Below are 23,814 nucleotides of genomic sequence, written 5' to 3' on the forward strand. Positions count from 1 at the left end.
GCGATAGTCTTTCGCGCAGCCAATGGCCTGGCGACCTTGGACTGGGCGCTTCGACATGACGAAGATCCGGCGAGGTAGGCCAGGGGAACGCCCACGTTCACACGCTTATAGGACTCCGGGTTCGCGATCGCGCCTGAAATAGTCTCTCGACTGGGCTCATCAGGAGCCAGCCAGCAAACAATATTGACTTCTGCGAAGAATCTGACGTCCTCGGTCGAACGGCTATGGCACAATGCTGCCGAAGTTATTTCGCAGGGGGATTCAGTGGGTTTTTACATCCGCAAGAGTTTGAGTGCCGGGCCGTTCCGGTTCAATCTCAGCAAGTCCGGTGTCGGGGTCAGCGTCGGCGTGCCAGGATTCCGAGTCGGCACCGGACCGCGGGGCAACTACGTCCACATGGGTCGCGGCGGCATCTATTACCGCACCACGTTGAACGGACCGACAGCCCCGGCTACGGCACCGCCGCCGACGCCGACGCGGGCGACATTCCAGCCCAGCGGCATCCTGATGGAAGATGTCAGCGGCGCCACCGCCGTCGAACTCGCCCCCACCGGTGGCGGCGACATCGTCGAACAACTCAACACTGCCGCCGCCCGCACCCCGTGGGGATGGTGGGTCACCGCCGCCACGGTCTTACTCGGCCTGATCAGCCTTCCGTGGGGACTGATCGTCTGGGCACTACTCGCACCGCTGTGCATCTGGATGGTGCTCAACGACCGTGCCCGCAAGACCGTCATCCTGTTCTACGACGTCGAAGACGAGCACTTCACCTGGTTCGACACCCTCGTGGGCATGTGGCCCTGGCTCAGCGAATCACAGAAACTGTGGCGAGTCCTGCAGGCAGGCAACGTAACAACCACCCATCAATTCAAAACGAACTCAGGCGCCGGCCGCATCATCAACCGCGTCGACGGAGCCGCGACGACCACCGGCCCGAAGGCTCTTTCGACCAACATCGCCGTCCCGTCGATCACCGCCGGTAAGGCGGCCCTGTACTTTCTTCCCGACCGCGTCCTCGTGCGCGACGCTAACCGCTTCAGCGACATCAGCTACGCCCACCTCAACGTCCGATCGGGCGACACCCGCTTCATCGAAAGCAACGCCACCCCATGCGATGCTGTCCAAGTCGATCAAACCTGGCAGTACGTCAACGTGAAGGGCGGCCCCGACCGCCGCTACAAGAACAACCGCGTGCTGCCGATCATGCGATACGGCACCCTCGACCTCACAAGCGCGCACGGCCTGCAATGGCAACTCCAGATCTCCCGTGCCGACGCCACCGCCCCGGTCGCCCGCGCCATCACGGCCGCGCCCCCGCTCCAAGGTCCGACACCGACTGCCGCCGTGCAATATTCGGCAGGACCCGCAAAGCGCACTCCCACCCCGTCGGAACATGTCGCACGCGTGACCGCTGCGCCAGCTGTCGCCCCTACCCCTCGATCCAAGAGCACACCGATCACTCGCGCTGTGCTCACCCGCCGTGCGACCGCCTACCCCGCGTCCGAGGCGACCTTCACCGCCATTGACCTCGAAACCACAGGCCTTGATCCGGGAAAGGACCGGATTGTTGAAATCGGGCTGGTCAAGTTCCGCGCTGACGGCACTATCCTCGACGAATTCGCCACCCTGATCAACAGCCCCGGGTCGGACCCCGAGGCCCGCGCGATCCATCAGATCGACGACGCCGATCTTGCACGCGCACCATCGATCGGACAAGCCCTTCCCGAAATGCTGGCATTCATCGACGGGACCATTCTGGTCGCGCACAACTGCGAGTTCGAAGAGGGATTCCTAGCCGCCGCCGCACGCCGCGCCAAGATCACAAAGCCCAAAATCGTTACCCTGTGCACACTTCAGGCCTCACGGCGACAACTCGACGGCCGAGCCTTCAGCCTCACCGCGATGTACAAGACAGCCACCGGAGGCTGGTCCGACCAAAAGCACACAGCGCTCGGCGACGCACGCGCAGTCCGGGAAGTCCTGCTGTGGCTACTCAACAACTCCCCGACCGCGCTCTACCTCACCGCCAGTCCCGCCGCCCCACAAGCAACACCATTCACCGAATGCCCCATCAGCTGCCGGCCCGTACCGTTGGCACGTGGCTCCGTCGCCGAACTGCTCAACTCATTTCCCCAATCGCCCCATCCGCGCTCCGGCGATCCCGCACAAGCGCAGCAGTACGTCGCCCTGCTCACCGATGCCGTTGAAGACGGGAGACTGACCTACGAAGAAGCCGAGGCGCTCACCCGCCAGGCTCGAGCGACACGTCTGACCGGCCCACAGCTCAAATCACTGCACTACACGGCATGGAACGAGACCTATCCCGACAGCAAGGTTGACGATTGGCATCGCTTGTCACCTACGCAGCGCCGCGAAATGTACTTGCTCGCTGACGCACTCGGTCTGTCCGAGCTGAGCACCCAGATAGACGGCGTCATTCAGCAGTGCGCCGAACCTTCTCCCCCACCGGAAGCGCGCTATCTGAAGAGTCTTCGCGTTGCGATCGTTGGTGACCACAGCGAAGTCGTCGACTTGCGAGAGCGCGCCGAAAGTTATGGCGCCAGACTCGCTGTCAATGTCACCAAGACCGTCCAATGGATGGTCAGCACCACCCCCGAGGCCACCGATTCCCGGCATACCACAGCGCGAAAACTCGGGATCCCGATCATCACCCCCGCCGAAGGCGCCACGCGCTTGGACGACGCCATCCGAGAAGCCGAACTCAAAGCCTACGAACGACAACGCGAACTTGACCGCCACGCCGCACTACGCCAACAGCGAGCTGAGGAAGCTGACGCCTACTGGCGACCAACCTGGCGACCCACCGAACTCGACCGCGACCCAGAACCACACCCCTGGTACGAGTGAATGACTTCGCGGAACCAAAGACTAGGCCCAGCTCACGGCAGTCTCCAGCAGATCGGGCGGAAGGATGTCGAGCGAGCCCTGATCTGGACAGACGGACCCCTCATCCGCCACGAGTGGTACTCCGAAGAGTTTGAGCGACTGCGTGCCCGAGCCGGCCTGCGTCGTCTCCGCCCCAGGGGTCTCCGCCACACCAGCGTCAGCCTGATGCTCGCCGGCGGTTTGCCGGTCCACGTGGTTGCCGTGTAGCACGGGCACGACGCCGCCATATCTCCATCTATCTCTACTCCGGCGCTCAACGAGACGACCTGCGCGCCGCCGGCGCCGCCCTATTCGGCTGACCCTCCGCCCACTGAGATGCGCTTGGGACACTGTTGGAACGCCGGGCACAATCTCAAATCTCGCCGAAACCACGAAACCCGCTCCGACCGAGGTCAGAGCGGGTTTTCTTGGTCGGGCTGACAGGATTTGAACCTGCGACCACTTGACCCCCAGTCAAGTGCGCTACCAAGCTGCGCCACAGCCCGAGTGCCTTCCGGGATCGCCGGTAGGCGAGCGAAACTCTACCTCAGGCCCCCACCCAAATCCCAACCGCGTCATCCCTCACGGATCTGGGTACTGATCAGTGGTGCCAGACACCCGTGACGACACTCCCCTGTGGCTGTTCGCCGACCAGCTCGGGCCGGCCGTCTACGGCGGTGAGCACGCCCACCGCGAGGTGCTGCTCATCGAGTCCACCGCGGCCTTGGGCAAGCGCCGCTACCACCGCCAGAAGCTGCACCTGGTGCTCTCGGCGCTGCGCCATGCCGCCCACGACCTCGGTGATCGCGCCACCCTCATCCAGGCCGACAGCTACACCGAGGCCCTGAAGAACTTCAACAAGCCCGTCCTGGTCCACGAACCCACCTCGCATGCCGCCGAGAAGTTCGTCCACCGACTGCAGAAGCAAGGCCTGGTCACCGAGGTCCTGCCGACGCCGACCTTCGCGCTGCCGCGCAAGGACTTCCAGAGCTGGGCCGGTGAGCGCACCCGCTTCCGCATGGAGGACTTCTACCGCGACCAACGTCGCCGCTTCGACGTCCTGATGGAGGGCAAGGACCCCGTCGGTAGCCGGTGGAACTACGACGAGGACAACCGCGAGTCGCCGCCGAAAAAACAGCGCACCCTCGACGTCCCAGCGCCCTACAAGCCGCGTGAGGACGCTATCGACGCCCAGGTCCGCCGCGACCTCGATGCCCTCGACCTCGACACGATCGGCAACGACGGTCCGCGCCTGTTCGCCGTGACCCCGGCAGAGGCGCGACGCGCGCTGAAGAGATTCATCGACCACCGGCTGCCGGCCTTCGGCCGCTACGAGGACGCCATGATGAGCCAGGACTGGGCAATGTCGCATTCGCTGCTATCGGTTCCCCTCAATCTCGGTGTGCTGCACCCCCTGGATGCCGTCGATGCTGCCGAACGGGCCTACCGCGACGGTGACGCACCGCTGGCCGCCGTCGAGGGCTTCATCCGCCAGATCCTGGGCTGGCGTGAATACATGTGGCATCTGTATTGGCACTTCGGCCCGGACTACACCGCCCACAACGAACTCGAGGCCCACACCCGGTTACCCGACTGGTGGGCCGACCTGGATGCCGACGCCGTCACTGCTGCCTGCCTGCACTCCGCGCTGGAAGGGCTGCGCGACCGCGGCTGGAACCATCACATTCAGCGGCTGATGATCCTGGGCAGCCACGCGCTGCAACGCGGATACCGGCCCGACGAACTCACCGACTGGTTCGCCACCGCCTACGTCGACGGCTTCCGCTGGGTGATGCCCACCAACGTCATCGGCATGAGCCAGCACGCCGACGCCGGCCTGCTGGCGACCAAGCCCTACACCTCCGGCGGCGCGTACATCAACAAGATGAGCGATCATTGCGGCGACTGCGCCTACGACCCGAAGAAACGCGTCGGCGAGGACGCCTGCCCCTTCACGGCCGGCTACTGGGCCTTCACCCACCGACACCGCGAGCGGCTGGCCAAGAACATGCGGACCCGGCGGGCGGTGTCGTCGATGGATCGACTCGGCGACCTCGAGGCGGTGTTGGAGCAGGAGTCAGCGCGGGACCGTTTCTGACGCGACGTCCGAAGCAACCTCGTCGGCCTCGGCCGGGGCGAACCTGGGTGCGCGCGACACCCGCCACGCGTAGAACACCAGCGACGCCCAGGCCACCACGATCACCGAATAGATCGCCGTCGACCACGGCCACTGGACGTCGAAGAAGTGCACCAACTTCTGGCTGTTTGTCAGCACGATGACGCCACCCACGGCGGTGCCCAGCAGAGCCGGGCTGACTTTGGTGACCAACCACGCCGCGAACGGCGCGGCGATGACACCGCCGACCATCAGGCCGACCACCACCGGCCAGTTCTCCAGGAATTCCTGACGCAAACCGATCAGAAAGCCGAGCGACGCTGAGACCGCGACCAGGAACTCCGAGGCGCTGACCGAACCGATAACGGTGCGCGGCGCGGTCTTACCCTGCGAGAGCAGCGTGCTGGTGGTCACCGGACCCCAGCCACCGCCGCCGGAGGCATCGATGAACCCACCGAAAAGCCCAAGCGGGGCAAGGAACTTGACGCTGTGACTGGTGCCCTTGGCACCGAAGCTCAGCGGTGTGCGCAGCGAGAACCGCAACAACACGTACACCCCGATACCCACCAGGATGGCCGCCATCAGCGGGGCCGCATGCTCGGTCGACAACGAGGACAGCACGGTCGCCCCCAGGAAGGCGCCCACCGCGCCGGGCCCGCCGAGCTTGCCGACCAGTTTCCAGTCGATGTTCTTGAACTTCCAGTGCGACAGACCCGAGGCGAAGGTCGTGCCCACCTCGGCCAGGTGCACCGCGGCGCTGGCCTGAGCCGCGCCCACCCCGGAAAGCACCAACAACGTGGTAGCGGTGACGCCGAAAGCCATCCCCAACGCGCCGTCGACGAGTTGGGCACCGGCACCGACAAGGGTGAAGATCAGAAGCGAACGCATGGCTGCTCTCAGGGATGGTGGTCACCGCACACGGGGACCGTGACGAATGGGACGCGTCAGGGACGCGGACAACACCATTCGTCGAACGCCATCAACCGGCGGGAAGGCCAAAACGGCTCGAGGGCGCACGCGTCGGACGGCGACGGCGTGATGAACACGCGATCAGCCATCTGAACAGTCCCTTCGTGAGCCGTAAACCGGAGTCAGCCTACACGGTCAACAATCGATACAGCCCGATCAATCCCACCACCACGATCACCGCCCGCAACGCACCCGGAGACAGCCGACGGCCATAGTGCGCACCCAGAAAACCGCCGATCAGCGACCCGATGGCGATAAGCCCGGCCGCGGCCCAGCTGATCCGGTCGAAGGCGACCACCGTGTAGGCAACCGCCGCGACGATATTGACCAGCAGGGACAACAGATTCTTGGCGGCGTTCATGCGCTGCATGTCCTCGGGCAGCAGCGCACCCATCACCGCGATCAGCAGGATGCCCTGGGCGGCGGTGAAGTAGCCGCCGTAGATCCCGACGATGAAGGTCCCGGTGATCAGCGCCGCCATCCGGCCCACGCTGATGTCGTGCACCGACTGCCCCTGGGCCTCGGCACGGCGGCGCGCCCAGGCCTGAATCCGCGGGCCGATGACCACCAGCACCAGCGCCAACACCAACAGCACCGGCACGACCTGTTGGAACACCTTCTCCGGCAGGTGCAGCAGCAACCACGCCCCACAACCGGCACCCACCAGTGAGGCCGGGATCTGCCAGCGCAAGCGGTTCCACTGTCCGCGCAGCTCGCGGCGATACCCCCAGGTGCCCGACACCCCGCCGGCGACGAGGCCGACGGCGTTGGACATGGTCGCGGTCACCGGTGGAAAGCCCAGCGCCACCAGTGTGGGGAAGGTGATCAACGTGCCGGAACCGACGATCGCGTTGATGGCGCCGGCTCCCACTCCGGCCAGGGCAATGAGGATCATGTGGGTCGTCGACACTTCGGCCACCCTACTCAGGTGCGCCGGCGCCGATTCCCGACGCGTCGCTCGGCTAACGCCTCGCTCCGTGCTCCCGGGTCGCTCCGCTAGCGCTTCGCTCCGTGCTGTTGGGTCGCTCGGCTAGCGCCTCGCTCCGCCGGCCTTGGCTCCGCGCTTCTCCCGCACCCGCACGTTGATCCGGATCGGGCTGCCCTCGAACCCGAACGTCTCGCGCAGCTTGCGCTCCAGGAACCGGCGATAACCGGCCTCCAGGAATCCGCTGGTGAACAAGACGAAGGTCGGCGGTCGGGAGGCCGCCTGCGTGGCGAACAGGATGCGCGGCTGCTTACCACCGCGCACGGGCGGCGGCGTTGCGGCCACGATCTCCTTGAAGAACGTGTTGAGCCGGCCGGTCGGGATACGGGTGTCCCAGGACCGCAGCGCCGTCTCCAGGGCAGGCACCAACTTCTGCACGGCGCGGCCGGTCTTGGCCGAAATGTTGACCCGTGGCGCCCACTGGACCTGTACCAGTTCCCGGTCGATCTCCTTGTCCAGCAGGTAACGCCGGTCTTCATCGACCAGATCCCATTTGTTGAAGACGAGCACCAGCGCCCGGCCGGCCTCGATCACCATGGTCAGCACCCGCAGATCCTGTTCGGTCAGCGGCACCGATCCGTCGACCAGCACGATGGCCACCTCGGCGGAGTCGATCGCGCTATGGGTGCGCACCGAGGCATAGAACTCGTGCCCGCTGGCCTGACCGACCTTGCGCCGCAACCCGGCGGTGTCGACGAAACGCCAAGGCTTTCCGTCCAATTCGATCAACGAGTCCACCGGGTCGACGGTGGTGCCCGCAACATCGTGGACCACCGAACGCTCATCACCGGCCAGCCGGTTCAGCAGCGAGCTCTTGCCCACGTTGGGCTTGCCCACCAGTGCGACACGCCGCGGCCCACCCGGACCGCCGCCGCTCACCTCGGACACCTCGGGCAGCTCGGCCAACACCGCATCCAACAGATCGGCCACACCGCGACCGTGCATCGCGCTGATCGGGTGCGGCTCCCCCAGACCCATCGACCACAACGCGGCCGCATCGGCCTCGCCGCGCTCGTTGTCGACCTTGTTGGCGGCCAGGTACACCGGCTTGCCCGAACGCTGCAGCCTCTTGGCCGCGGCCTCATCGGCCGAGGTGGCCCCGGTGGTCGTGTCGACGACCATGATGATGGCGTCGGCGGTCTGCATCGCGATCGCGGCCTGCTCGGCGACCTTCTGCTGTAGCCCCTTGGCGTCGGGCTCCCAGCCGCCGGTGTCCTGCACCACAAACCGTCGCCCCGACCAACTCGCGTCGTAGGACACCCGGTCACGGGTCACCCCGGGGATGTCCTGCACGACGGCCTCGCGGCGACCGAGGATCCGGTTGACCAGCGTGGACTTACCCACGTTGGGCCGGCCCACCACGGCCACCACCGGGGGCGGCGCCGATTCGTCTTCGTCCGCGCCTTCTTCGAAAACGACCGAATCCCAGTCGCTTTCGTCGTTCCACGTACCGTCCTCGGTCATCGGTGCGCTCCCACCCGTTGTTCCACAAGCTCCTGCAGGTGGGCCACCACGGCGGCCTCGTCCATATCGCTGGTGTCCACGATCACGGCATCCTCGGCGGGACGCAGCGGTGACACCGCCCGCGTCGAATCCAGATGATCACGGCGCTGCACATCGGCCAACACGGCCTCGTAGTCGTCACCGAGCCCGGCCGCGATGTTCTGGATGTTGCGGCGGCGCGCGCGTTCCTCGGCCGAGGCGGTCAGGAAGATCTTCACGTCCGCATCGGTGAGCACCACGGTCCCGATATCGCGTCCTTCGACCACCACGCCACCGTCACCGGCGGCCAGCTCTCGCTGCAGCCGAACCAGATGGGCACGCACGGCGGGTACCGCCGAGACGGCCGACACCGCACCGGTGACCTCGTCGCCGCGGATCTCCTGCGACACGTTTTCACCGCCCAGGAATGCCTCGTCGTGGTCGGGGTCATAGCTGACCGCAAGGTCGACATCGGCTGCGACCGCGGCCACCTGCTCGGCATCGTCGAGATCGACCCCGGCACGCAACACGGCCAGCGTCACGATGCGGTACATCGCTCCGGTGTTGAGGTAGCGCATCCCCATCGCGCGAGCCAAACCGCGCGACACCGAGGACTTACCGGTGCCGGCCGGTCCGTCCAGCGCGATCGTCGGTCCCGTGCTCACATTCCCACCGCCTTGTACAACTCGCCGATCTCCTTGCGGGTCAACACCCGGATGCTGCCGGGGCGCATGTCCCCCAGGTTCACCGTGCCGATATCGGTGCGCACCAACGCTTCCACCGGGAAGCCCACCGCAGCCAGCGTCCGGCGGACGATGCGTTTGCGTCCCTCGTGCAGGGTCACCTTCACCAGCGTCTTGCCGGGCAGGGTGTCCACGACGGCGAAATCGTCCAGGGTGACCGGGCCGTCATCGAGTTCGACACCCTCGCGCAGTTTCTTGCCCAGACCACGGGGGACGCGTCCGGTCACGGTGGCGACATAGGTTTTGGGCACTTCGTAGGACGGGTGCATCAGCCGGTGCGCGAGCTCACCGTCATTGGTCAGGATCAGCAGCCCCTCGGTATCGGCGTCGAGGCGGCCGACATGGAAAAGGTTCTTGTTACCGCGCACCCGGTGTTCCACCAGGTCGCCGACGCAGGGCCGGCCCCGGTCATCGGACATCGTGGAGTGCATGCCGCGCTCCTTATTGATGGCCAGGTAAACGAGATCCTCGTTGACGATGACGCGGGTGCCGTCGACCCGGATATCGGCGTTGTCGGGGTCGACCCGAGTGCCGAGCTCGGTGACGATCCGGCCGTCCACCTCGACGCGACCATCGAGGATCATCCGTTCGGCCACCCGCCGAGAGGCAACCCCGGCCTGCGACAATACCTTCTGTAAGCGGACACCGTCCGGCTCGTTCATGTCAGTCCTTGTCCACATCGATGCCGGCGGGCGGCTCGGGTACGGCAGCCGCGCCACCGAGTTTGGCGAAGCGCGGCTCGTCGTTCAGGTTCTCGCTCAGATCGTCGATCACATCGACATCGGGCAACAGCGGTGCGATATCGGGCAGATCTGCCAACGAGGACAGACCCAGCCGCTCCAGGAACAGTTCGGTGGTCGCGAAAGCGACTGCGCCGCTGTCGGAATCGGTACCCGCCTCGGTGATCAGACCGCGCGCCAACAGCGTTCGCATCACGGCATCGACATTGACGCCACGGACCGCGCTGACCCGGGCACGGGTGACCGGCTGTCGGTAAGCAACCACCGCAAGGGTCTCCAACGCCGCGCGGGTCAGTTTCGAGCGCGCCCCGTCCAGCAGTAGCCGCTCCACATAGGGCGCGTACCGGGCACGGGTGTACATCCGCCAGCCACCGCCGGCCTCTCGTAGGTCGATACCGCTGTCCCGCTCGGTGAGTTCGGCGGCCAGCTGGGTCAGTGTGGTGGCGATCCGGTCGGTCGGCTCACTGGTGGCCGAGGCCAGCGCCTCCAGCGACGCGGGGGTGTCGACCACCAGCAGCAGCGCCTCCAACACCGACCTCAGTTCGGCATCATCGAGGGTTTCGTGCTCCGACTCGGCATCGGTGCCGTCGACTGGATCGAGCCCGCCGATATCGGCGGCATCCAACTCGGTGTCGGTCACATTGTCGGTCATCAGTCTTCTTCCACTGCGGCTGCCAGGTGTTCGTTGGTTGGCCGATCCCCGGTCCACGAAACCTGGAGCACACCAAGCGGTTCTACTTGCTCGAATGTTACCGCCCTGGCCCGGTAGAGCTCCAATAGCGCCAGGAAGCTGCCCACGATCTGCATCACGTCACATCCGTCGACCAGATCGCCGAAGGACGCCCAGCCGCCGATCCCACGCTGTTCGAGCAGGCCCATCAAGCGCATGGCCTGCTCGGGCACCGAGACCGGCTGCACGTGCAGGTGGTCCAGGCGCACGCTGGGCACCGGTCGCGGCGTGAACGCCGCGGCCGCGATCTGGGCGAAGCGATCGGCGTCCACGCCGATCATGACCTCGGGTAACAGCTCCTCGAAGCGCGGCTCCAGGGATACCGAACGGGGGTAGCTGCGCAGTGCCGCAGCCTCCAGCTCGGCGAACATCAACGCGACATGTTTGAACGCGCGGTACTGCAGCAGTCTGGCGAACAGGAGATCGCGGACCTCCAGCAGTGCGAGGTCTTCCTCGTCATGCACTTCGCCGGCAGGCAGCAACCGCGCCGCCTTCAGATCCAGAAGTGTGGCCGCAATCACCAGAAAGGCCGTGGTCTCCTCGAGTTCGAGCTGACGGCCGATCTCCTTGGTATAGGCGATGAACTCATCGGTGACCTGATGCAGCGCCACCTCGGTGACGTCGAGGCGGTGACCGAAAATCAACTGCAACAGCAGGTCGAAGGGGCCCTCGAAGTTGCTCAACCGAACCTGGAAGCCCGCTTTGGCCTCGCTGGTTTCGGACGCCTCGGCGGTCGTGGGAGCTGTGTCCTCGCTCACGAACCGAACCGGGCGATGACCTCGCGGGCCAACGACCGGTACGCCACTGCCCCAGTGGATTTCGGCGCCCACGTGGTGATCGGCTCACCGGCGACGCTGGTCTCCGGGAACCGCACGGTACGGGTGATGACGGTGTCGAACACCAGATCGCCGAAGCGCTCGACCACCCGCGCCATCACTTCGCGGGCGTTCACGGTGCGCGGGTCGTAGCGGGTCACCAGGATGCCGCTGATGTCCAGTTTGGGGTTGAGCCGGTCGCGGACCTTGTCCACGGTGTCGGTGAGCAGCGCCAGGCCGCGCAGCGAGAAGTACTCGCACTCGGTCGGGATGATCACGCCGTCGGCGCAGGCCAGGCCGTTGACGGTGAGCAGACCCAGCGACGGCTGGCAGTCGATCAGCACGTAGTCGTAGCGGTCGAGCACCGGGTAGAGCGCCCGCGCGAGCGATTGCTCGCGGCCGACCTCGTTGACCAACTGGATCTCGGCCGCGGACAGGTCGATATTGCTGGGCACCAGGTCCAAGCCGCTGACACGGGTCTTGATCAGCACCTGGTCGATGGACACGCGCGGCTCGATCAGCAGGTTGTGGACGGTGTGTTCCAGCTCGTAGTGCGGAACCCCCAGCCCTGCCGACAGCGCACCCTGCGGGTCCAGGTCGACCAGCAGCACGCGGCGACCGTATTCGGCCAGGCTGGCACCCAGATTGATGGTCGACGTCGTCTTGCCGACGCCGCCCTTCTGATTGCACATGGCGATGACCTTGGCCGGACCGTGGCTGGTGCGCGGTTCTGGTTCCGGGATATCGCGGACGGGCCGTCCGGTGAGGCCCAGCTCGACCTGTGGCTCGATGCCGAGGTTCAGGCCACCACCGCCGCCGACGTCGTCGCTCACGGCGCAGCCACCGAGGTCAGGCGGCACTCATCCATGGCGAACATCGCAGCAGAGTCTAGCTGTGCACAACCCGCCGTGACGGCAGACCCGCTGGCTACGGTCCCGCGACTTCAGCGGGCCCGAGGGTGCGCCCCGGCCCACACCTCGCGCAGCGCACTGACCGTGACCAGTGTGTAGATCTGGGTGGTGGTCACCGAGGCATGACCCAGCAGTTCCTGAACGACGCGTACGTCGGCGCCGCCTTCGAGCAGGTGGGTGGCGAAAGAGTGCCGCATGGTGTGCGGGGACACCGCCGACGCGATCCCGGCGGCCGCGGCGGCGTCCTGCAGCACCTGCCAGGCGCTCTGCCGGGACAGCCGGCCGCCGCGGGCGTTCAGGAAGATCGCCGGGGTGCCCTTGCCGCGCCGGGCCAGCTCCGGGCGGCCCCGCACCAGGTACGCATCCAGGGCGCTGACGGCCGGACGGCCCACCGGAACGAGCCGATCCTTGCCGCCCTTTCCGCGCAGCAGCACCGACCGGTATTCGGTGTCGACATCGTCGACGTCCAGGCCGACGGCTTCGGAGATGCGTGCACCCGTCGAATAGAGCAGCTCCAGCAGCGCCCGGTTGCGCAGACTGAGCGGCCCGTCGGCATCCCGGTCACCGCCGGCAGCTTCCAGAAGCGCCAGCACCTCGTCGACCGACAAACTTTTGGGAAGGCGCCGCGAGGGGGTGGGCGGCTTCACCGCGCGCGCGACATCGACCTCGACGACGCCCTCGACGGCGAGAAACCGGTGCAGACCGCGGACGGCGACCAGCGCTCTGGCCGCCGAGACCGCCGACAGTGGCGCCGCACCGAGGTCGGGATCGCCCTTGCGCAGCGCGACGAGAAAGTCGCTGACATCGTTCTCACCGACCGAGCGGAGGTCGGCGATGCCGCGCCCCTGCAGATACTCGGCGTAACGGCGCAGATCGCGCCGGTAGGAACTGATGGTGTTGGCCGCGACCCCACGCTCGATGGCCAGGTGGTCCAGGTAGCCCTGCACCTGATCGTCGAGCGCGCCGGTCGCGGTGGTCACCGGTGGTCCTGCCTGGCCGCGAAAGCAGTGGGCCGGTCCAACCACGGCGCATCGACCGGACGCAGCACCGATCGGTCGGGTGCCGCGTGGACGGCCAGAATCCCGGCAACGGCAATCGAATTGACGATCTCACCGCTGAGGACGCGGTGCACCGCATCGGCCAGCGGCACCCACTCCAGCCGCAGGTCGGCTTCTTCGTCGGCGGCCTCGGGACGGCCGATCTCGGACAACCCGGTGGCCAGGAACACCCGCACGCTCTCATCGCTGAAGCCTGGAGAGGTCACGATATCGACCAGTACCGACCAGTTTTCGGCAGCCAGGCCGGCTTCCTCGTGCAGTTCGCGGGCCGCCGTCGACGCGGGCGGCTCGCCACCCATGTCCAGCAGCCCGGCCGGCAGTTCCCACAACCGGCGCCCGACGGGATGGCGGTACTGGTAGACCATCGCGATGCGGTCCTCGTCGTCCACGGCGACGACGGCGACCGCACCGAAGTGTTCGACCACCTCGCGGCGGGCGCTGTGTCCCCCGGGCATCTGCACATCGTCGATGCGCAGCGCGAGGATCTTGCCCACATGCGCGGTCTCGCTCGCGCGGGTGACGAACTGGTGCTCAGCCACGCTGCGCCGGCTCGGGTGAGGGCTGATCCGCATCCTCACCGTGCTCGACACCGTTGCTGCCGCGCTCGACGTCCTCCAACGGAAGTCGTTCGGCCGCCTTGTAATCCAAGGCCGCGCCGATGAACGCCGCGAACAACGGATGGGGCCGGGTCGGCCGGCTCTTGAGTTCGGGATGGGCCTGCGTGCCGACCAGGAACGGGTGCACGTCGGCGCCGTACTCGACGAACTCGACAAGGTGTCCGTCGGGCGAGGTCCCGGAGAACTTCAATCCGCTCTCGGCGATGCGGTCGCGGTAGGTGTTGTTGACCTCATAGCGGTGCCGGTGCCGCTCGGAGACCTCGGTGGCGCCGTAGGCGGCCGCCACGATCGAGTCCGGCTGCAGCACCGCCGGATAGGCTCCCAGCCGCATGGTGCCGCCGAGGTCGGCGTCACCGGCGACCGCATCGAGCTGATCGGCCATGGTGGCGATCACCGGATCCGGAGTGTCCGGGTCGAACTCGGCGGAACTGGCCTCGGTCAGACCGACCGATCGGGCGGCCTCGATGACGATGCACTGCAGCCCCAGGCACAGGCCGAGCACCGGCACCCCACGCTTGCGGGCGTACCGGATGGCACCGATCTTGCCGTCGATACCGCGGATGCCGAAACCACCGGGAATCAGCACACCGTGCACACCGTCGAGCGCGGCGATCGCGCCGGCGTCGAGCTCGCAGTCATCGGAGGCGATCCAGTCGATCTGCACCTTCGCGTAATGCTTGAAACCACCCGCGCGCAGCGCCTCGGCGACGGAGAGGTACGCGTCGGAGAGGTCGATGTACTTGCCCACCAACGCAATCCGCACCGTCTCACGGGGCTCGTGGACACGTTGCAGCAGGTCGTTCCACTGCGTCCAATCGACATCCCGGAAGGGCAGGTTCAGCTTGCGGACCACGTAGGCGTCGAGTTCTTCGCGGTGCAGCACCTTGGGGATGTCGTAGATCGACGGGGCGTCCGGGGTCGAGATGACACCGTCGATGTCCACATCGCACATCAAGGCGATCTTGTTCTTCAGGCCCTCGGGGACATCGCGGTCGCAGCGCAGGATCAACGCATCGGGGGTGATACCGATGCTGCGCAGCGCGGCCACCGAATGCTGGGTGGGCTTGGTCTTGAGCTCGCCCGAGGGTGCCAGATACGGCACCAGCGAGACGTGCAGGAAGAAGCAGTTGTCGCGACCGACCTCGTGGCGGACCTGACGGGCCGCCTCCAGGAACGGCAGCGACTCGATATCGCCGACGGTGCCACCGATCTCGGTGATGACGATATCGGGCCGGTTGCCCTGGGCGTCCGGCTCGGCCATCTCCAGGATGCGGCGCTTGATCTCGTCGGTGATGTGCGGGATGACCTGAACCGTGTCGCCGAGGTACTCGCCGCGGCGTTCCTTGGCGATGACCGTGGAGTAGACCTGCCCGGTGGTGACGTTGGCCGAACCGGACAGATCCCGGTCCAGGAAACGCTCGTAATGGCCGACGTCCAGGTCGGTCTCGGCGCCGTCCTCGGTGACGAACACCTCACCGTGCTGGAACGGGTTCATGGTGCCGGGATCGACGTTGAGGTAGGGATCGAGCTTCTGCATCGTCACCTGCAGACCGCGTGCGGTGAGCAGCTGGCCGAGGCTACTGGCAGTGAGGCCCTTACCCAGCGACGACGCGACACCACCGCTGACGAAAAGGTGCTTGGTCGCAGTCTGCGGGTGTTTGCGTAACGGTTTGGCCTGGCCGGGCAAGTGCAACCTCCGTGGCGATGGGGCGAATAGGTTTCGGCCTATTCAGGGCCTGCCGACCCACGGAATCTCACCTTAACACCAGCGCGGACATGCTGATACTGACGCGCCGTAACCCGGGCGAGTGGAGATGTAACCCGCCGCTATTGCGGCACCGTGACCGACGTCGCACCCTGGCCGATGCCGTACCGGCCCGGCTGACTTCCGCGCAAAAGATCACTGAGGGCCAGCGCCGCGGTGATCCGCCCGGATTCTGCGCCGATATCGTCGACAGTCGTCACCGCGTTGGACAGGGCCGCATCCGATCGGACGACCGCGACCGCCGCGGTCCCGGTCGCCGAGCCATCGCGGCCGGCCAGCACCGTCCCCCCGCCATGTGGTGCCAGCGCCGCGGCGAACCGCGCGACCGTGGCGCCCCGATTGCCCGCATCGTCGCCGAGTGAACCGCCGGTGATGATGACCGCGGTGTCGGCGGCGCCGATCTGTCCGTCATAGGTGATGAATCCGGTGTCGCGCAGGGTCTGCAATACGACGTCGCGCTGGTCGTCGGGCACGGCGGGGTCCTTGCCGGACAACACCGCGATACCCAACAGGTCGCCGGCCTGCGAACCCTGGTCGACGGAGGTGGTGGCGAGCTGCCGACCGACGGGGACGATCGGTGAGTTGACCACCGACAGCAGCTTCTCCGAGGAGTTGGCGTCCACGAATTGCGGTGTCAGGGTGATGGTTCCGGCGACCCTTCCACCGCCCTGGGCGAGCATCCGGTTGACCGCCTCGACATCGTCATCCGCGGCATCCGGGGTGCGGAACATCATCACCGAGGTGCCACGCAAGGTGTCGCGCAGCATCCTGGGAGCCATCAGCGCATCGAATTCACCAGCCGCACTCAGCTTTTCGTTGAGTTCATTCTTCTCGTCGGTGAGCGTCTCGATTTCGGTCCGCAGCTCGGCCTTGTCGTTGCGCAGCCCCGAGAGCACGGTGTCGGCGAACAGGCCCGATCCCAGGACCACCCCGACCGCCAACGCCAGGAACACGGCGGCCAGCGAGATGGCATGTGAGCGAAGAGAAATCACGATCTGCTCCCGTCAGCTGCGGATGGCTAGGAAACCAGACCCTGCACCCACAGCAGGAAACGGTTCCAGTAGTCGACAACCCAGTCGATGACCGCCGCGTCGGCCTGCGTCACCCACAGCGCCACGATGACCGCCAGCAGCATCGCCAACACCAGCAGCGCGATCGCGCCGCCGGAAACCCGGCTGCGGTACAGGGTGGAGACCGCCTTGGCATCGACGAGCTTTTCGCCGACCTTGAGCCTGGTCAAAAACGTCGACGGATTGCTCTGCTGGCGCGAGCGGTCGAAGAACTCCTCGATGGTCGCGCTGTGCCCGGCGGTGACGATCAGCGAGGCGCCGTGGTGGTGGCACAGCAGCAGCGCCAGATCGGCAGCCGAACCGGCCGCCGGGAAGGTCATGGCGCCGACACCGAGATCCTGGATGCGTTCCAGACCGGGCGCGTGCCCGTCGGCGTCGGCAGGCAGCACGACCTGGGCGCCGCAGCGCAGCGCGTCGGTGCTGATGGAGCTGGGATCGCCGACGATGAGCGCCGGGCGGTAACCGGCCTTGCGCAGCAGGTCAGCGCCTGCACCGACACCCACGAGCACCGGCTGGTACTCCTTGATGAACGGTTTGAGCGCCTTGAGATCGTCGGCGGCAGAATCGCCCTCGGCCACGACGACGACATGGCGACGGTCCATGTCGACGTCGATGTCGGGGATACCCATGCCGTCGATCAACAGTGGGCTCTCGCTGCGGATGAACTCGATGGTGTTGCCCGCGAAGGCCTCCAGGTGCGCGACCAAACCGCTCTTGGCCTCGACCATCAGCTCGTGGATCTCCAGATCGGTGCGCTCGGAACCCAGACCGATGCGGCGGTCACCGGAGTAGACGCCACCGTTGTTGAGCCGGATCTTGGCGCCGTCCTTGATCTTCTTGAAGATCTCCGGGCCGGCCTCATCGATGAGGACGATGCCGTTGGCGACCAACACCTCGGGACCAAGATTGGGATAGCGCCCGGAAATCGACGGCGAGGCGTTCACCACACCGGCGACCTCAGCTTCGACGAGCGCATCGGCAGTGATGCGGTCGAGGTCCTGCGCGTCGAGGACGGCGATGTCTCCCGGGCCGATTCGGCGAAGCAATCGATCGATGTCGCGATCAACGCGGGCCGTACCGATGACGCCCGGCTTTGAGCTGGCATTACGCGATAGCAACGCTGACATCTTCATGCAGCCGATTCTGGACTCGAACCCTCAAGTTGAGGTGGAGGCGCGCCGTAACATCAGCCCCAGTAGTTTTCTTTTGTCACAACTGCAACACCGGAACGATGTCAGTCTCGCTTCGCCGAATAGTGCCGGGCGACCTTCGCCCGGTTGCCGCAGGCGGCCATCGAGCACCAGCGGCGGGTGCCGTTCTTCGAGGTGTCGTGAAACCACAGGACACAGTGCTCATGAGCGCACTGCTTGATTCGATCCGGGGCCCGGGTGAGCAATCGCAGCAGATCGTCGGCGGCCAGCCACGCCGACAACCACTCCGCGCTGTCGACCTCCGGTTCGTCGTGCGGTCCGGCCTTGGTGAGAGTGCGGCGGAGGCGACCGTGATCGAGCACGGCGTTCAGATCGTCGATCTCGCCGTGGGCGACGGCATGAAGCACCGCCTCCCGGGCGCACACCAGTGCAATACGCGCCTTCTCATCGGCCGGACAGCGCTTTTCGAGCCCATTGGTGGCGAGCCAGCAGCGTAGGCCATCCAGATCGGCGAGAAGGTCGCGCAACTCGCCCGCCGACATCCAGGTGGTGTTCAGCAGATCCAGCGCAAGTGGTTCACCGAGGAGCGGACGCGGATCGCGCATACCGCATTCTAGCGCGATAACCGGTAAAACCAATTTTGATGGTTGACCGCAGCTCCATCAAGACCTAACCTTTGAAATGGATTTCACCGGTTAATGGAGGTTTGGTATGACCACGGCACAACTCGCCCCCGGCCACGTCGGCATCAACGTCACCGACCTCAGTCGGTCCATCGACTTCTACCGGCGCGCACTGGGCTTCGAGTCGTTACACATCGACGACGATGGCGACCGCAAGTTCGCCTTCCTCGCCCTCGACGGCGAACTGCGCGTGACCCTGTGGCAACAGAGCTCCGGCGCGTTCTCCACCCGCACTCCCGGTCTGCACCACCTGGCGTTCTTGGTCGACAGCATCGATGATGTCCGCACCGTGCAGGCGAGGCTCAAGGACCTCGGCGTGACCTTCACCCACGAGGGCGTGGTCGCACACGGTGCGGGCACATCGTCGGGCGGGATCTTCTTCACCGATCCCGACGGGATTCGGCTCGAGGTCTACACGAAAGACGGCGTGCACAACGAGCCTGCACCCCACGGCGAGTCGCCCACCTGCGGTTTCTTCTGAGCCCGCCATGACCGTCTATCACGCGGGTGAGCTGGCGGTGCAGCGCCGCCTGGGCCAGAGCGATATCGCCCGCCGCCTCAGCAGGATGGTGCGCGACGAGATACCCGCGGCAGCAGCGGATTTCCTGACCGAGCTACCGATGGCGGTCCTCGCGGCCACCGACGACGCGGGCCGGGTCTGGGCGGGCCTGGTCACCGGCCCGGTCGGATTCATGCACGCTGACGACGGCGTCGTCACCATCGAGGCGCTGCCCGTCCCCGGCGATCCCCTGCACGATGTGCTGAACGGCCGCGCGCGCCGGGTCGGCATGATCGCGATCGAACCCCAGAGCCGGCACCGGATGCGTATCAATGGCATCGCCACCATCACCGACACCGCATTGACCATCCATCCGGATCAGGTGTACTCGAATTGCCCGAAATACATCTCGCGCAGGCATATCGAAGCGGTATCCGTCCCGCCCGCACGGCGAGAGCTACGCGGGACGGATGTCCTCGATGACGGCATGCGACGCCGGATCACCGAAGCAGACACGTTCTTCATCGGATCCGCCGACCCCGACGGCAATGCCGACGCATCACACCGCGGCGGGAATCCCGGCTTTCTTGAGGTGCTCTCCCCCACCCTGCTGCGCTGGCCCGACTATCGGGGCAACTCGATGTTCATGACTTTGGGCAATATCGCCACCAACCGCAATATCGGTCTGCTGATCCCGAACTGGAACACCGGTGGCACACTGCAATTGACCGGGGCAGCCCAGATCGTGTGGGAAACCGCCGAGGGCGCCCAGTGTTTCGTGGAGTTCGAGATCGCCGAGGCGGTCGAGATCTCCGAGGTGAGCCCGCTGCATTGGAGCACCGCCGAACTGTCCCCGGCCAACCCGGGCTGACTCAGGCCTCGTTGCGGTCGCGCTGGGCGGACTCCCACAGCTCGCGGGCATGTGCGCGACCGCTGTCGGTATCGCCCAGGCCAGCCAGCATGCGCGCCAGCTCGGCCACCCGTTCCTCGTCGTCCAGCCGAACGACCCTGCTGGACTTGGGTCCGCTCTCGACGACCAGATGGGTGTCGGCATAGGCAGCCACCTGAGGCAGGTGGGTGACCACGATGACCTGATGGCTCCGGGCCAACCTGGCGAGACGGCGGCCGATCTGCACGGCGGCGCGCCCGCCCACACCGGCGTCGACCTCGTCGAACACCATGGTGGTGCCTTCGTCGGAGGCCGAAAGCACCACTTCCAGGGCGAGCATCACCCGGGACAGCTCACCGCCGGAAGCGCTCTTGGCCAGCGGCAGCAGCTCGGTACCCTTGTGTGCGGCGAAGCCGAACTCGACCGCGTCCACCCCGTCGTGGCCCGCGTGCGCGGCCGTACCGTCGGTCAAGGTCAGCGGGGCCGAATCATCGGTGCGAGCGGGCAGCGCAGAGACCGAGATGCCGAAATCGGCCCCGGTCATCGCGAGCCCGGACAGCTCCGCGGATACCGCCTTGGCCAGGCCCTTGGCGGCTTTGGTGCGCGCCTTGGTCAGGTCGGCGGCCGCGGCGACAACGGCGGCATGCAGTTCGTCCACGCGGGCCCGTAATCCCGCGAGTGCCTCCTCGGAGACATCGAGTTGGGCCAGCCTGGTCCGCGACTCCGCCGCCCAGGCCAGCACGCCATCGATATCCGGGGCGTACTTACGGGTGAGCCCGCGCAGCTCGGCCTGACGGGCCAGCTTGGATTCGAGAGTGCTGGCGTCACTGGGTAATTCGGCCAGGAAGTCGCCTAGTTCACCGGAGACGTCGCTGATCACCGCGATGGCCTCGACAAGCCGCTCCCCCAACGCCTGCAACGCGGCGTCGTCAGTAGCGCTCAACGCGGCTCGCGCCTGAGCCACACCGTTGGCGGCCGATGCCGATTCGGCACCGACATCGTCGATCGGACCCGCCAACCACCCCCGCGCCACCGCCGCGGCATCGCGCAGCGCATCGAGTTCGGAAAGTCGGCGAATATCGGCGACCAGTGCCTCGTCCTCACCCGGCGACGGATCGACGGCGTCGATCTCGTTGAGCCCGAAGGTCAGACGGTCCGACTCCATCGCCAGTTCGCGGGCGCGATCGGTGCGGTCGGTCAGGTCCCGGCGGGCGGCCAACCACTGCTCCCGCGCCGCGCGATAGCGCCGCAGCGGCGCACTCACATCGGCATAACGATCCAGTGCGCCACGCTGCTCGTCGGGGCGCATCAAGCGGAGTTGGTCGTTTTGACCGTGCAGGGCCAGCAGTTCGTTGGTGAAGGTGCTCAGCGACTTGGCCGGCACGCTGCGCCCGCCGAGATATGCCCGCGAAGGCCCGTCTCGGTTGACCGATCGCGCGGCGATCACGCTGTCGTCGTCATCGCGCTCGGCGCCGGACGATTCCAGGATCTCGTCGATCCGCGCCGCCACATCGGCACCGAGTTCGCTGGTGCTGAACCGGCCCTCCACCACCGCCCGCGCGGCGCCGGTGCGCACCCTGCTGGCATCTGCGCGGGCGCCGCCCAGCAGATGCAAGCCCGTCACCACCATGGTCTTACCGGCTCCGGTCTCACCGGTCAGCACCGTCAGACCGCGGTCGAACTCTGCGGTCGCCGAGCTGATCGCACCCAGCGACTCGATTCGGATCTCGGAAAGCACTACTGGCCGCGCCATCCCTTGACCGGCAGCCGGAACTTACGCACCAGCCGATCGGTGAACGGCGCGCTGTCCAAGCGGACCCACTTCAACGACGTACCGCAGCGGGTCACCTCCAGACGTGCCCCGGCGGGCACCACCATCTTGCGTCTCCCGTCGCAGTAGGCAATCGCATCATTACCGCCGGCTTCGACCTCGATGGCGATCGACGCATCCGGACTGGTCACCATCGGGCGGGCGAACAGCGCATGGGCGTTGTTGGGCACTACCAGGATCGACTCCAGATCCGGCCACAGAATGGGCCCGCCCGCGGAGAACGCGTAGGCCGTCGAACCCGTCGGCGTCGAAACCAGCACGCCGTCACAGCCGAACTGCGATACCGGGCGGCCGTCGACCTCGAGCACCACGCCCAACACACCCAGGCGCGGACCCTTCTCCAGGCTGGCCTCGTTGAGGGCCCACCCGCGATCACGCACCGCACCGTCCTGGCGGACCGCGACGTCCAGCGTCATACGCTGCTCGACGCGGTAATCCTTGGCGATGACGTGATCGAGCACCTTGTCGATTGCGTCGGCCTCCGCCTCGGCCAGGAAACCGATCCGGCCGAGATTGATTCCCAGCACCGGGATCTCGACATTGCGGGCAAGCTCGGCCGCGCGCAGGAAAGTACCGTCACCGCCGAGGGCGAGGACCAGCTCGCACCCCTCGGCGGCCTGCTCGTCGGCATCGACGACGTCGATGTCCACGCCGAGGGCGCGCATCTCCCCCGGCGCCAAGTGCAACGAACCACGGTCGACGGCTTCGGCCGTCAGCACCCGCAGCGCGATGCCGTGCTCACCGAGCACCTTCTCCACCCGGCGGGCGGTCTCGGTGGCCTCTTCGCGCCCGGTATGCACCACCAACAGGATGGTGCGACCCGGGCTCGATTCCTGGGAGGTCATTGCGGCCCTTCGTCGATCGCTTGCTGGATGGTTCGTTCGAGATCGGCACCGGTCAGTGCGGCGTCGTCGCCGGTACGCAGACGGAGGAAGAACTCCACGTTGCCGGATGGCCCCGGAAGTGGGCTCGCAGTGACAGCCACTGCGTGCCAATGCAATTGCGCGGCCCGCTGCGCGACGGCCAGAACCGCCTCGGCACGCAGGGCGGGATCGGAGACCACCCCACCGGCACCCACCCGGTCTTTGCCGACCTCGAACTGCGGCTTCACCATGGGAACGATATCGGCCTGTGGGGAAGCGCAGGCGGTCAGCGCGGGCAGCACGGTGGCCAGTGAGATGAAGGACAGATCGGCGACGATCAGGTCGACCGGCCCGCCGATCAGGTCCGGTGTCAATGAACGGACGTTGGTGCGTTCGAGCACCTGGACCCGGTCATCGGAACGCAGCGACCAGGCCAGCTGGCCGTATCCGACATCGGCCGCCACGACCTCGGTGGCGCCACGGTCCAGGAGCACCTCGGTGAATCCGCCGGTGGAGGCACCGGCGTCCAGGCAGCGTCGCCCGGTCACGGACACCCCGAACGCGTCGAGCGCCCCGATCAGTTTGTGCGCACCGCGCGAGACCCATACCCGCTCGTCGGCGGCGACGGTCAGTTTGGCGTCGACGGAGACCGTGGTGGCCGGCTTGGCCGCAGGCATTCCGTCGATCTGGACCCGGCCGGCGGAGATCAGTTCGGCCGCCTGTTGGCGCGAACGCGCCAACCCCCGACGGACCAGCTCGGCATCCACCCGTGCACGCCGTGTCATCGGATCGCCGTCATCGGAATCACAGCCCCCGATTCGCGTCGCCTCGGCCCTCCACGGATTCCAGGGCACGTACCAAGAGGTCATGCGCCTCTTCGAGGCGTACGGCCACCGCGTCGATATCGGCGTCTTCCAGGCCCCCGGATTCGAGATCCGGCAGATCGGCCAGCAGCGCCGCAATACCGGCGCGGATCTGCTCGGGTTCGGTACTCATATCGCTGATCACGCT

The 23,814-nt window shown here is 66.5% G+C and carries 22 protein-coding genes and 1 tRNA gene; 4 read left to right on the top strand and 19 right to left on the bottom strand.

What is annotated here, in order from left to right; translation table 11 throughout:
- Window positions 1-183 precede the first annotated feature (183 nt).
- A complete protein-coding gene (locus tag PGN27_RS03640; protein ID WP_335324867.1) occupies window positions 184-2,868 on the top strand; it encodes a DUF4236 domain-containing protein in 2,685 nt (894 codons plus the stop codon).
- 447 nt (window positions 2,869-3,315) lie between these two features.
- On the opposite strand, the gene PGN27_RS03645 is transcribed toward PGN27_RS03640, so the two are convergent.
- Window positions 3,316-3,392: transfer RNA gene (locus PGN27_RS03645), tRNA-Pro, on the bottom strand.
- A 98-nt stretch (window positions 3,393-3,490) separates the two neighbouring features.
- Here PGN27_RS03645 and PGN27_RS03650 point away from each other — a divergent pair.
- A complete protein-coding gene (locus tag PGN27_RS03650; protein ID WP_335324868.1) occupies window positions 3,491-4,984 on the top strand; it encodes a cryptochrome/photolyase family protein in 1,494 nt (497 codons plus the stop codon).
- Here PGN27_RS03650 and PGN27_RS03655 read toward each other — a convergent pair.
- The 14 genes from PGN27_RS03655 to PGN27_RS03720 form a co-directional block, all read right to left on the bottom strand.
- Complete coding sequence (locus PGN27_RS03655) at window positions 4,964-5,890, bottom strand: sulfite exporter TauE/SafE family protein (protein ID WP_335324869.1); 927 nt, start codon at window positions 5,888-5,890, stop codon at window positions 4,964-4,966. The genes PGN27_RS03650 and PGN27_RS03655 overlap by 21 nt on opposite strands.
- Window positions 5,891-6,098: 208 nt before the next feature.
- The gene (locus tag PGN27_RS03660) at window positions 6,099-6,866 is read right to left on the bottom strand and encodes a sulfite exporter TauE/SafE family protein (RefSeq protein ID WP_335325217.1); all 768 of its coding nucleotides are present in this window, start codon (window positions 6,864-6,866) and stop codon (window positions 6,099-6,101) included.
- Window positions 6,867-7,001: 135 nt separating this feature from the next.
- Window positions 7,002-8,420, bottom strand: coding sequence for a ribosome biogenesis GTPase Der (gene der / locus PGN27_RS03665; RefSeq protein WP_335324870.1), 1,419 nt, complete (start codon window positions 8,418-8,420; stop codon window positions 7,002-7,004).
- Window positions 8,417-9,103 carry a (d)CMP kinase gene (cmk, locus tag PGN27_RS03670; protein ID WP_335324871.1) on the bottom strand — a complete coding sequence of 229 codons (687 nt, stop codon included), beginning with the start codon at window positions 9,101-9,103 and terminating at the stop codon, window positions 8,417-8,419. Before cmk ends, der begins: the two co-directional genes overlap by 4 nt.
- Window positions 9,100-9,843: a pseudouridine synthase gene (locus PGN27_RS03675; protein ID WP_335324872.1), complete on the bottom strand. Its 744-nt coding sequence runs from the start codon at window positions 9,841-9,843 to the stop codon at window positions 9,100-9,102. The genes cmk and PGN27_RS03675 overlap by 4 nt, the downstream gene beginning before the upstream one ends.
- A gap of 1 nt (window position 9,844) precedes the next feature.
- Window positions 9,845-10,573: an SMC-Scp complex subunit ScpB gene (gene scpB, locus PGN27_RS03680; RefSeq protein ID WP_335324873.1), complete on the bottom strand. Its 729-nt coding sequence runs from the start codon at window positions 10,571-10,573 to the stop codon at window positions 9,845-9,847.
- Window positions 10,573-11,409 carry a segregation/condensation protein A gene (locus tag PGN27_RS03685; protein WP_335324874.1) on the bottom strand — a complete coding sequence of 279 codons (837 nt, stop codon included), beginning with the start codon at window positions 11,407-11,409 and terminating at the stop codon, window positions 10,573-10,575. Before PGN27_RS03685 ends, scpB begins: the two co-directional genes overlap by 1 nt.
- The gene (locus PGN27_RS03690; protein ID WP_418888521.1) at window positions 11,406-12,299 is read right to left on the bottom strand and encodes a ParA family protein; all 894 of its coding nucleotides are present in this window, start codon (window positions 12,297-12,299) and stop codon (window positions 11,406-11,408) included. The genes PGN27_RS03685 and PGN27_RS03690 overlap by 4 nt, the downstream gene beginning before the upstream one ends.
- Window positions 12,300-12,409: 110 nt before the next feature.
- Window positions 12,410-13,357 (bottom strand): site-specific tyrosine recombinase XerD, encoded by a 948-nt coding sequence (gene xerD / locus PGN27_RS03695; protein WP_335324875.1) that lies wholly within the window; start codon window positions 13,355-13,357, stop codon window positions 12,410-12,412.
- The gene (locus tag PGN27_RS03700) at window positions 13,354-13,974 is read right to left on the bottom strand and encodes an NUDIX domain-containing protein (protein ID WP_335324876.1); all 621 of its coding nucleotides are present in this window, start codon (window positions 13,972-13,974) and stop codon (window positions 13,354-13,356) included. Before PGN27_RS03700 ends, xerD begins: the two co-directional genes overlap by 4 nt.
- Complete coding sequence (locus PGN27_RS03705; RefSeq protein WP_335324877.1) at window positions 13,967-15,739, bottom strand: CTP synthase; 1,773 nt, start codon at window positions 15,737-15,739, stop codon at window positions 13,967-13,969. The genes PGN27_RS03700 and PGN27_RS03705 overlap by 8 nt, the downstream gene beginning before the upstream one ends.
- A 140-nt stretch (window positions 15,740-15,879) precedes the next feature.
- The gene (locus PGN27_RS03710) at window positions 15,880-16,809 is read right to left on the bottom strand and encodes a copper transporter (RefSeq protein WP_335324878.1); all 930 of its coding nucleotides are present in this window, start codon (window positions 16,807-16,809) and stop codon (window positions 15,880-15,882) included.
- Window positions 16,810-16,835: 26 nt separating this feature from the next.
- Window positions 16,836-18,020 carry a putative cytokinetic ring protein SteA gene (steA, locus tag PGN27_RS03715; protein ID WP_335324879.1) on the bottom strand — a complete coding sequence of 395 codons (1,185 nt, stop codon included), beginning with the start codon at window positions 18,018-18,020 and terminating at the stop codon, window positions 16,836-16,838.
- A gap of 101 nt (window positions 18,021-18,121) precedes the next feature.
- Window positions 18,122-18,643, bottom strand: a complete 522-nt coding sequence (locus PGN27_RS03720; protein ID WP_335324880.1) for a CGNR zinc finger domain-containing protein — start codon at window positions 18,641-18,643, stop codon at window positions 18,122-18,124.
- Between the two features lie 106 nt (window positions 18,644-18,749).
- Between PGN27_RS03720 and PGN27_RS03725 the strand changes: the two genes are divergently transcribed.
- Window positions 18,750-19,202, top strand: coding sequence for a VOC family protein (locus PGN27_RS03725; RefSeq protein WP_335324881.1), 453 nt, complete (start codon window positions 18,750-18,752; stop codon window positions 19,200-19,202).
- Window positions 19,203-19,209: 7 nt separating this feature from the next.
- Window positions 19,210-20,091 (top strand): pyridoxamine 5'-phosphate oxidase family protein, encoded by an 882-nt coding sequence (locus PGN27_RS03730; RefSeq protein ID WP_335324882.1) that lies wholly within the window; start codon window positions 19,210-19,212, stop codon window positions 20,089-20,091.
- Between the two features lies 1 nt (window position 20,092).
- Here the strand turns inward: PGN27_RS03730 and recN are convergent, their stop codons facing one another.
- From recN to PGN27_RS03750, 4 genes are read right to left on the bottom strand one after another with little or no spacing between them, the layout of a single operon-like run.
- The gene (gene recN / locus PGN27_RS03735; RefSeq protein ID WP_335325219.1) at window positions 20,093-21,847 is read right to left on the bottom strand and encodes a DNA repair protein RecN; all 1,755 of its coding nucleotides are present in this window, start codon (window positions 21,845-21,847) and stop codon (window positions 20,093-20,095) included.
- Window positions 21,847-22,785: an NAD kinase gene (locus PGN27_RS03740; RefSeq protein WP_030137488.1), complete on the bottom strand. Its 939-nt coding sequence runs from the start codon at window positions 22,783-22,785 to the stop codon at window positions 21,847-21,849. Before PGN27_RS03740 ends, recN begins: the two co-directional genes overlap by 1 nt.
- Window positions 22,782-23,588: a TlyA family RNA methyltransferase gene (locus PGN27_RS03745; protein WP_335324883.1), complete on the bottom strand. Its 807-nt coding sequence runs from the start codon at window positions 23,586-23,588 to the stop codon at window positions 22,782-22,784. The genes PGN27_RS03740 and PGN27_RS03745 overlap by 4 nt, the downstream gene beginning before the upstream one ends.
- Before the next feature lie 19 nt (window positions 23,589-23,607).
- Window positions 23,608-23,799, bottom strand: a complete 192-nt coding sequence (locus PGN27_RS03750; protein ID WP_335324884.1) for a hypothetical protein — start codon at window positions 23,797-23,799, stop codon at window positions 23,608-23,610.
- Window positions 23,800-23,814 lie beyond the last annotated feature (15 nt).

Source organism: Mycolicibacterium neoaurum (assembly GCF_036946495.1).
GTDB lineage: Bacteria > Actinomycetota > Actinomycetes > Mycobacteriales > Mycobacteriaceae > Mycobacterium > Mycobacterium neoaurum_B.

Coding starts and splice junctions, on each gene's coding strand:
- PGN27_RS03655 (WP_335324869.1), bottom strand. CDS start 5,890: ATGCGTTCGCTTCTGATCTTCACCCTTGTCGGTGCCGGTGCCCAACTC.
- PGN27_RS03660 (WP_335325217.1), bottom strand. CDS start 6,866: ATGATCCTCATTGCCCTGGCCGGAGTGGGAGCCGGCGCCATCAACGCG.
- der (WP_335324870.1), bottom strand. CDS start 8,420: ATGACCGAGGACGGTACGTGGAACGACGAAAGCGACTGGGATTCGGTC.
- PGN27_RS03675 (WP_335324872.1), bottom strand. CDS start 9,843: ATGAACGAGCCGGACGGTGTCCGCTTACAGAAGGTATTGTCGCAGGCC.
- scpB (WP_335324873.1), bottom strand. CDS start 10,573: ATGACCGACAATGTGACCGACACCGAGTTGGATGCCGCCGATATCGGC.
- steA (WP_335324879.1), bottom strand. CDS start 18,020: ATGAAGATGTCAGCGTTGCTATCGCGTAATGCCAGCTCAAAGCCGGGC.
- PGN27_RS03720 (WP_335324880.1), bottom strand. CDS start 18,643: ATGCGCGATCCGCGTCCGCTCCTCGGTGAACCACTTGCGCTGGATCTG.
- PGN27_RS03725 (WP_335324881.1), top strand. CDS start 18,750: ATGACCACGGCACAACTCGCCCCCGGCCACGTCGGCATCAACGTCACC.
- PGN27_RS03730 (WP_335324882.1), top strand. CDS start 19,210: ATGACCGTCTATCACGCGGGTGAGCTGGCGGTGCAGCGCCGCCTGGGC.
- PGN27_RS03740 (WP_030137488.1), bottom strand. CDS start 22,785: ATGACCTCCCAGGAATCGAGCCCGGGTCGCACCATCCTGTTGGTGGTG.
- PGN27_RS03745 (WP_335324883.1), bottom strand. CDS start 23,588: ATGACACGGCGTGCACGGGTGGATGCCGAGCTGGTCCGTCGGGGGTTG.
- PGN27_RS03750 (WP_335324884.1), bottom strand. CDS start 23,799: ATGAGTACCGAACCCGAGCAGATCCGCGCCGGTATTGCGGCGCTGCTG.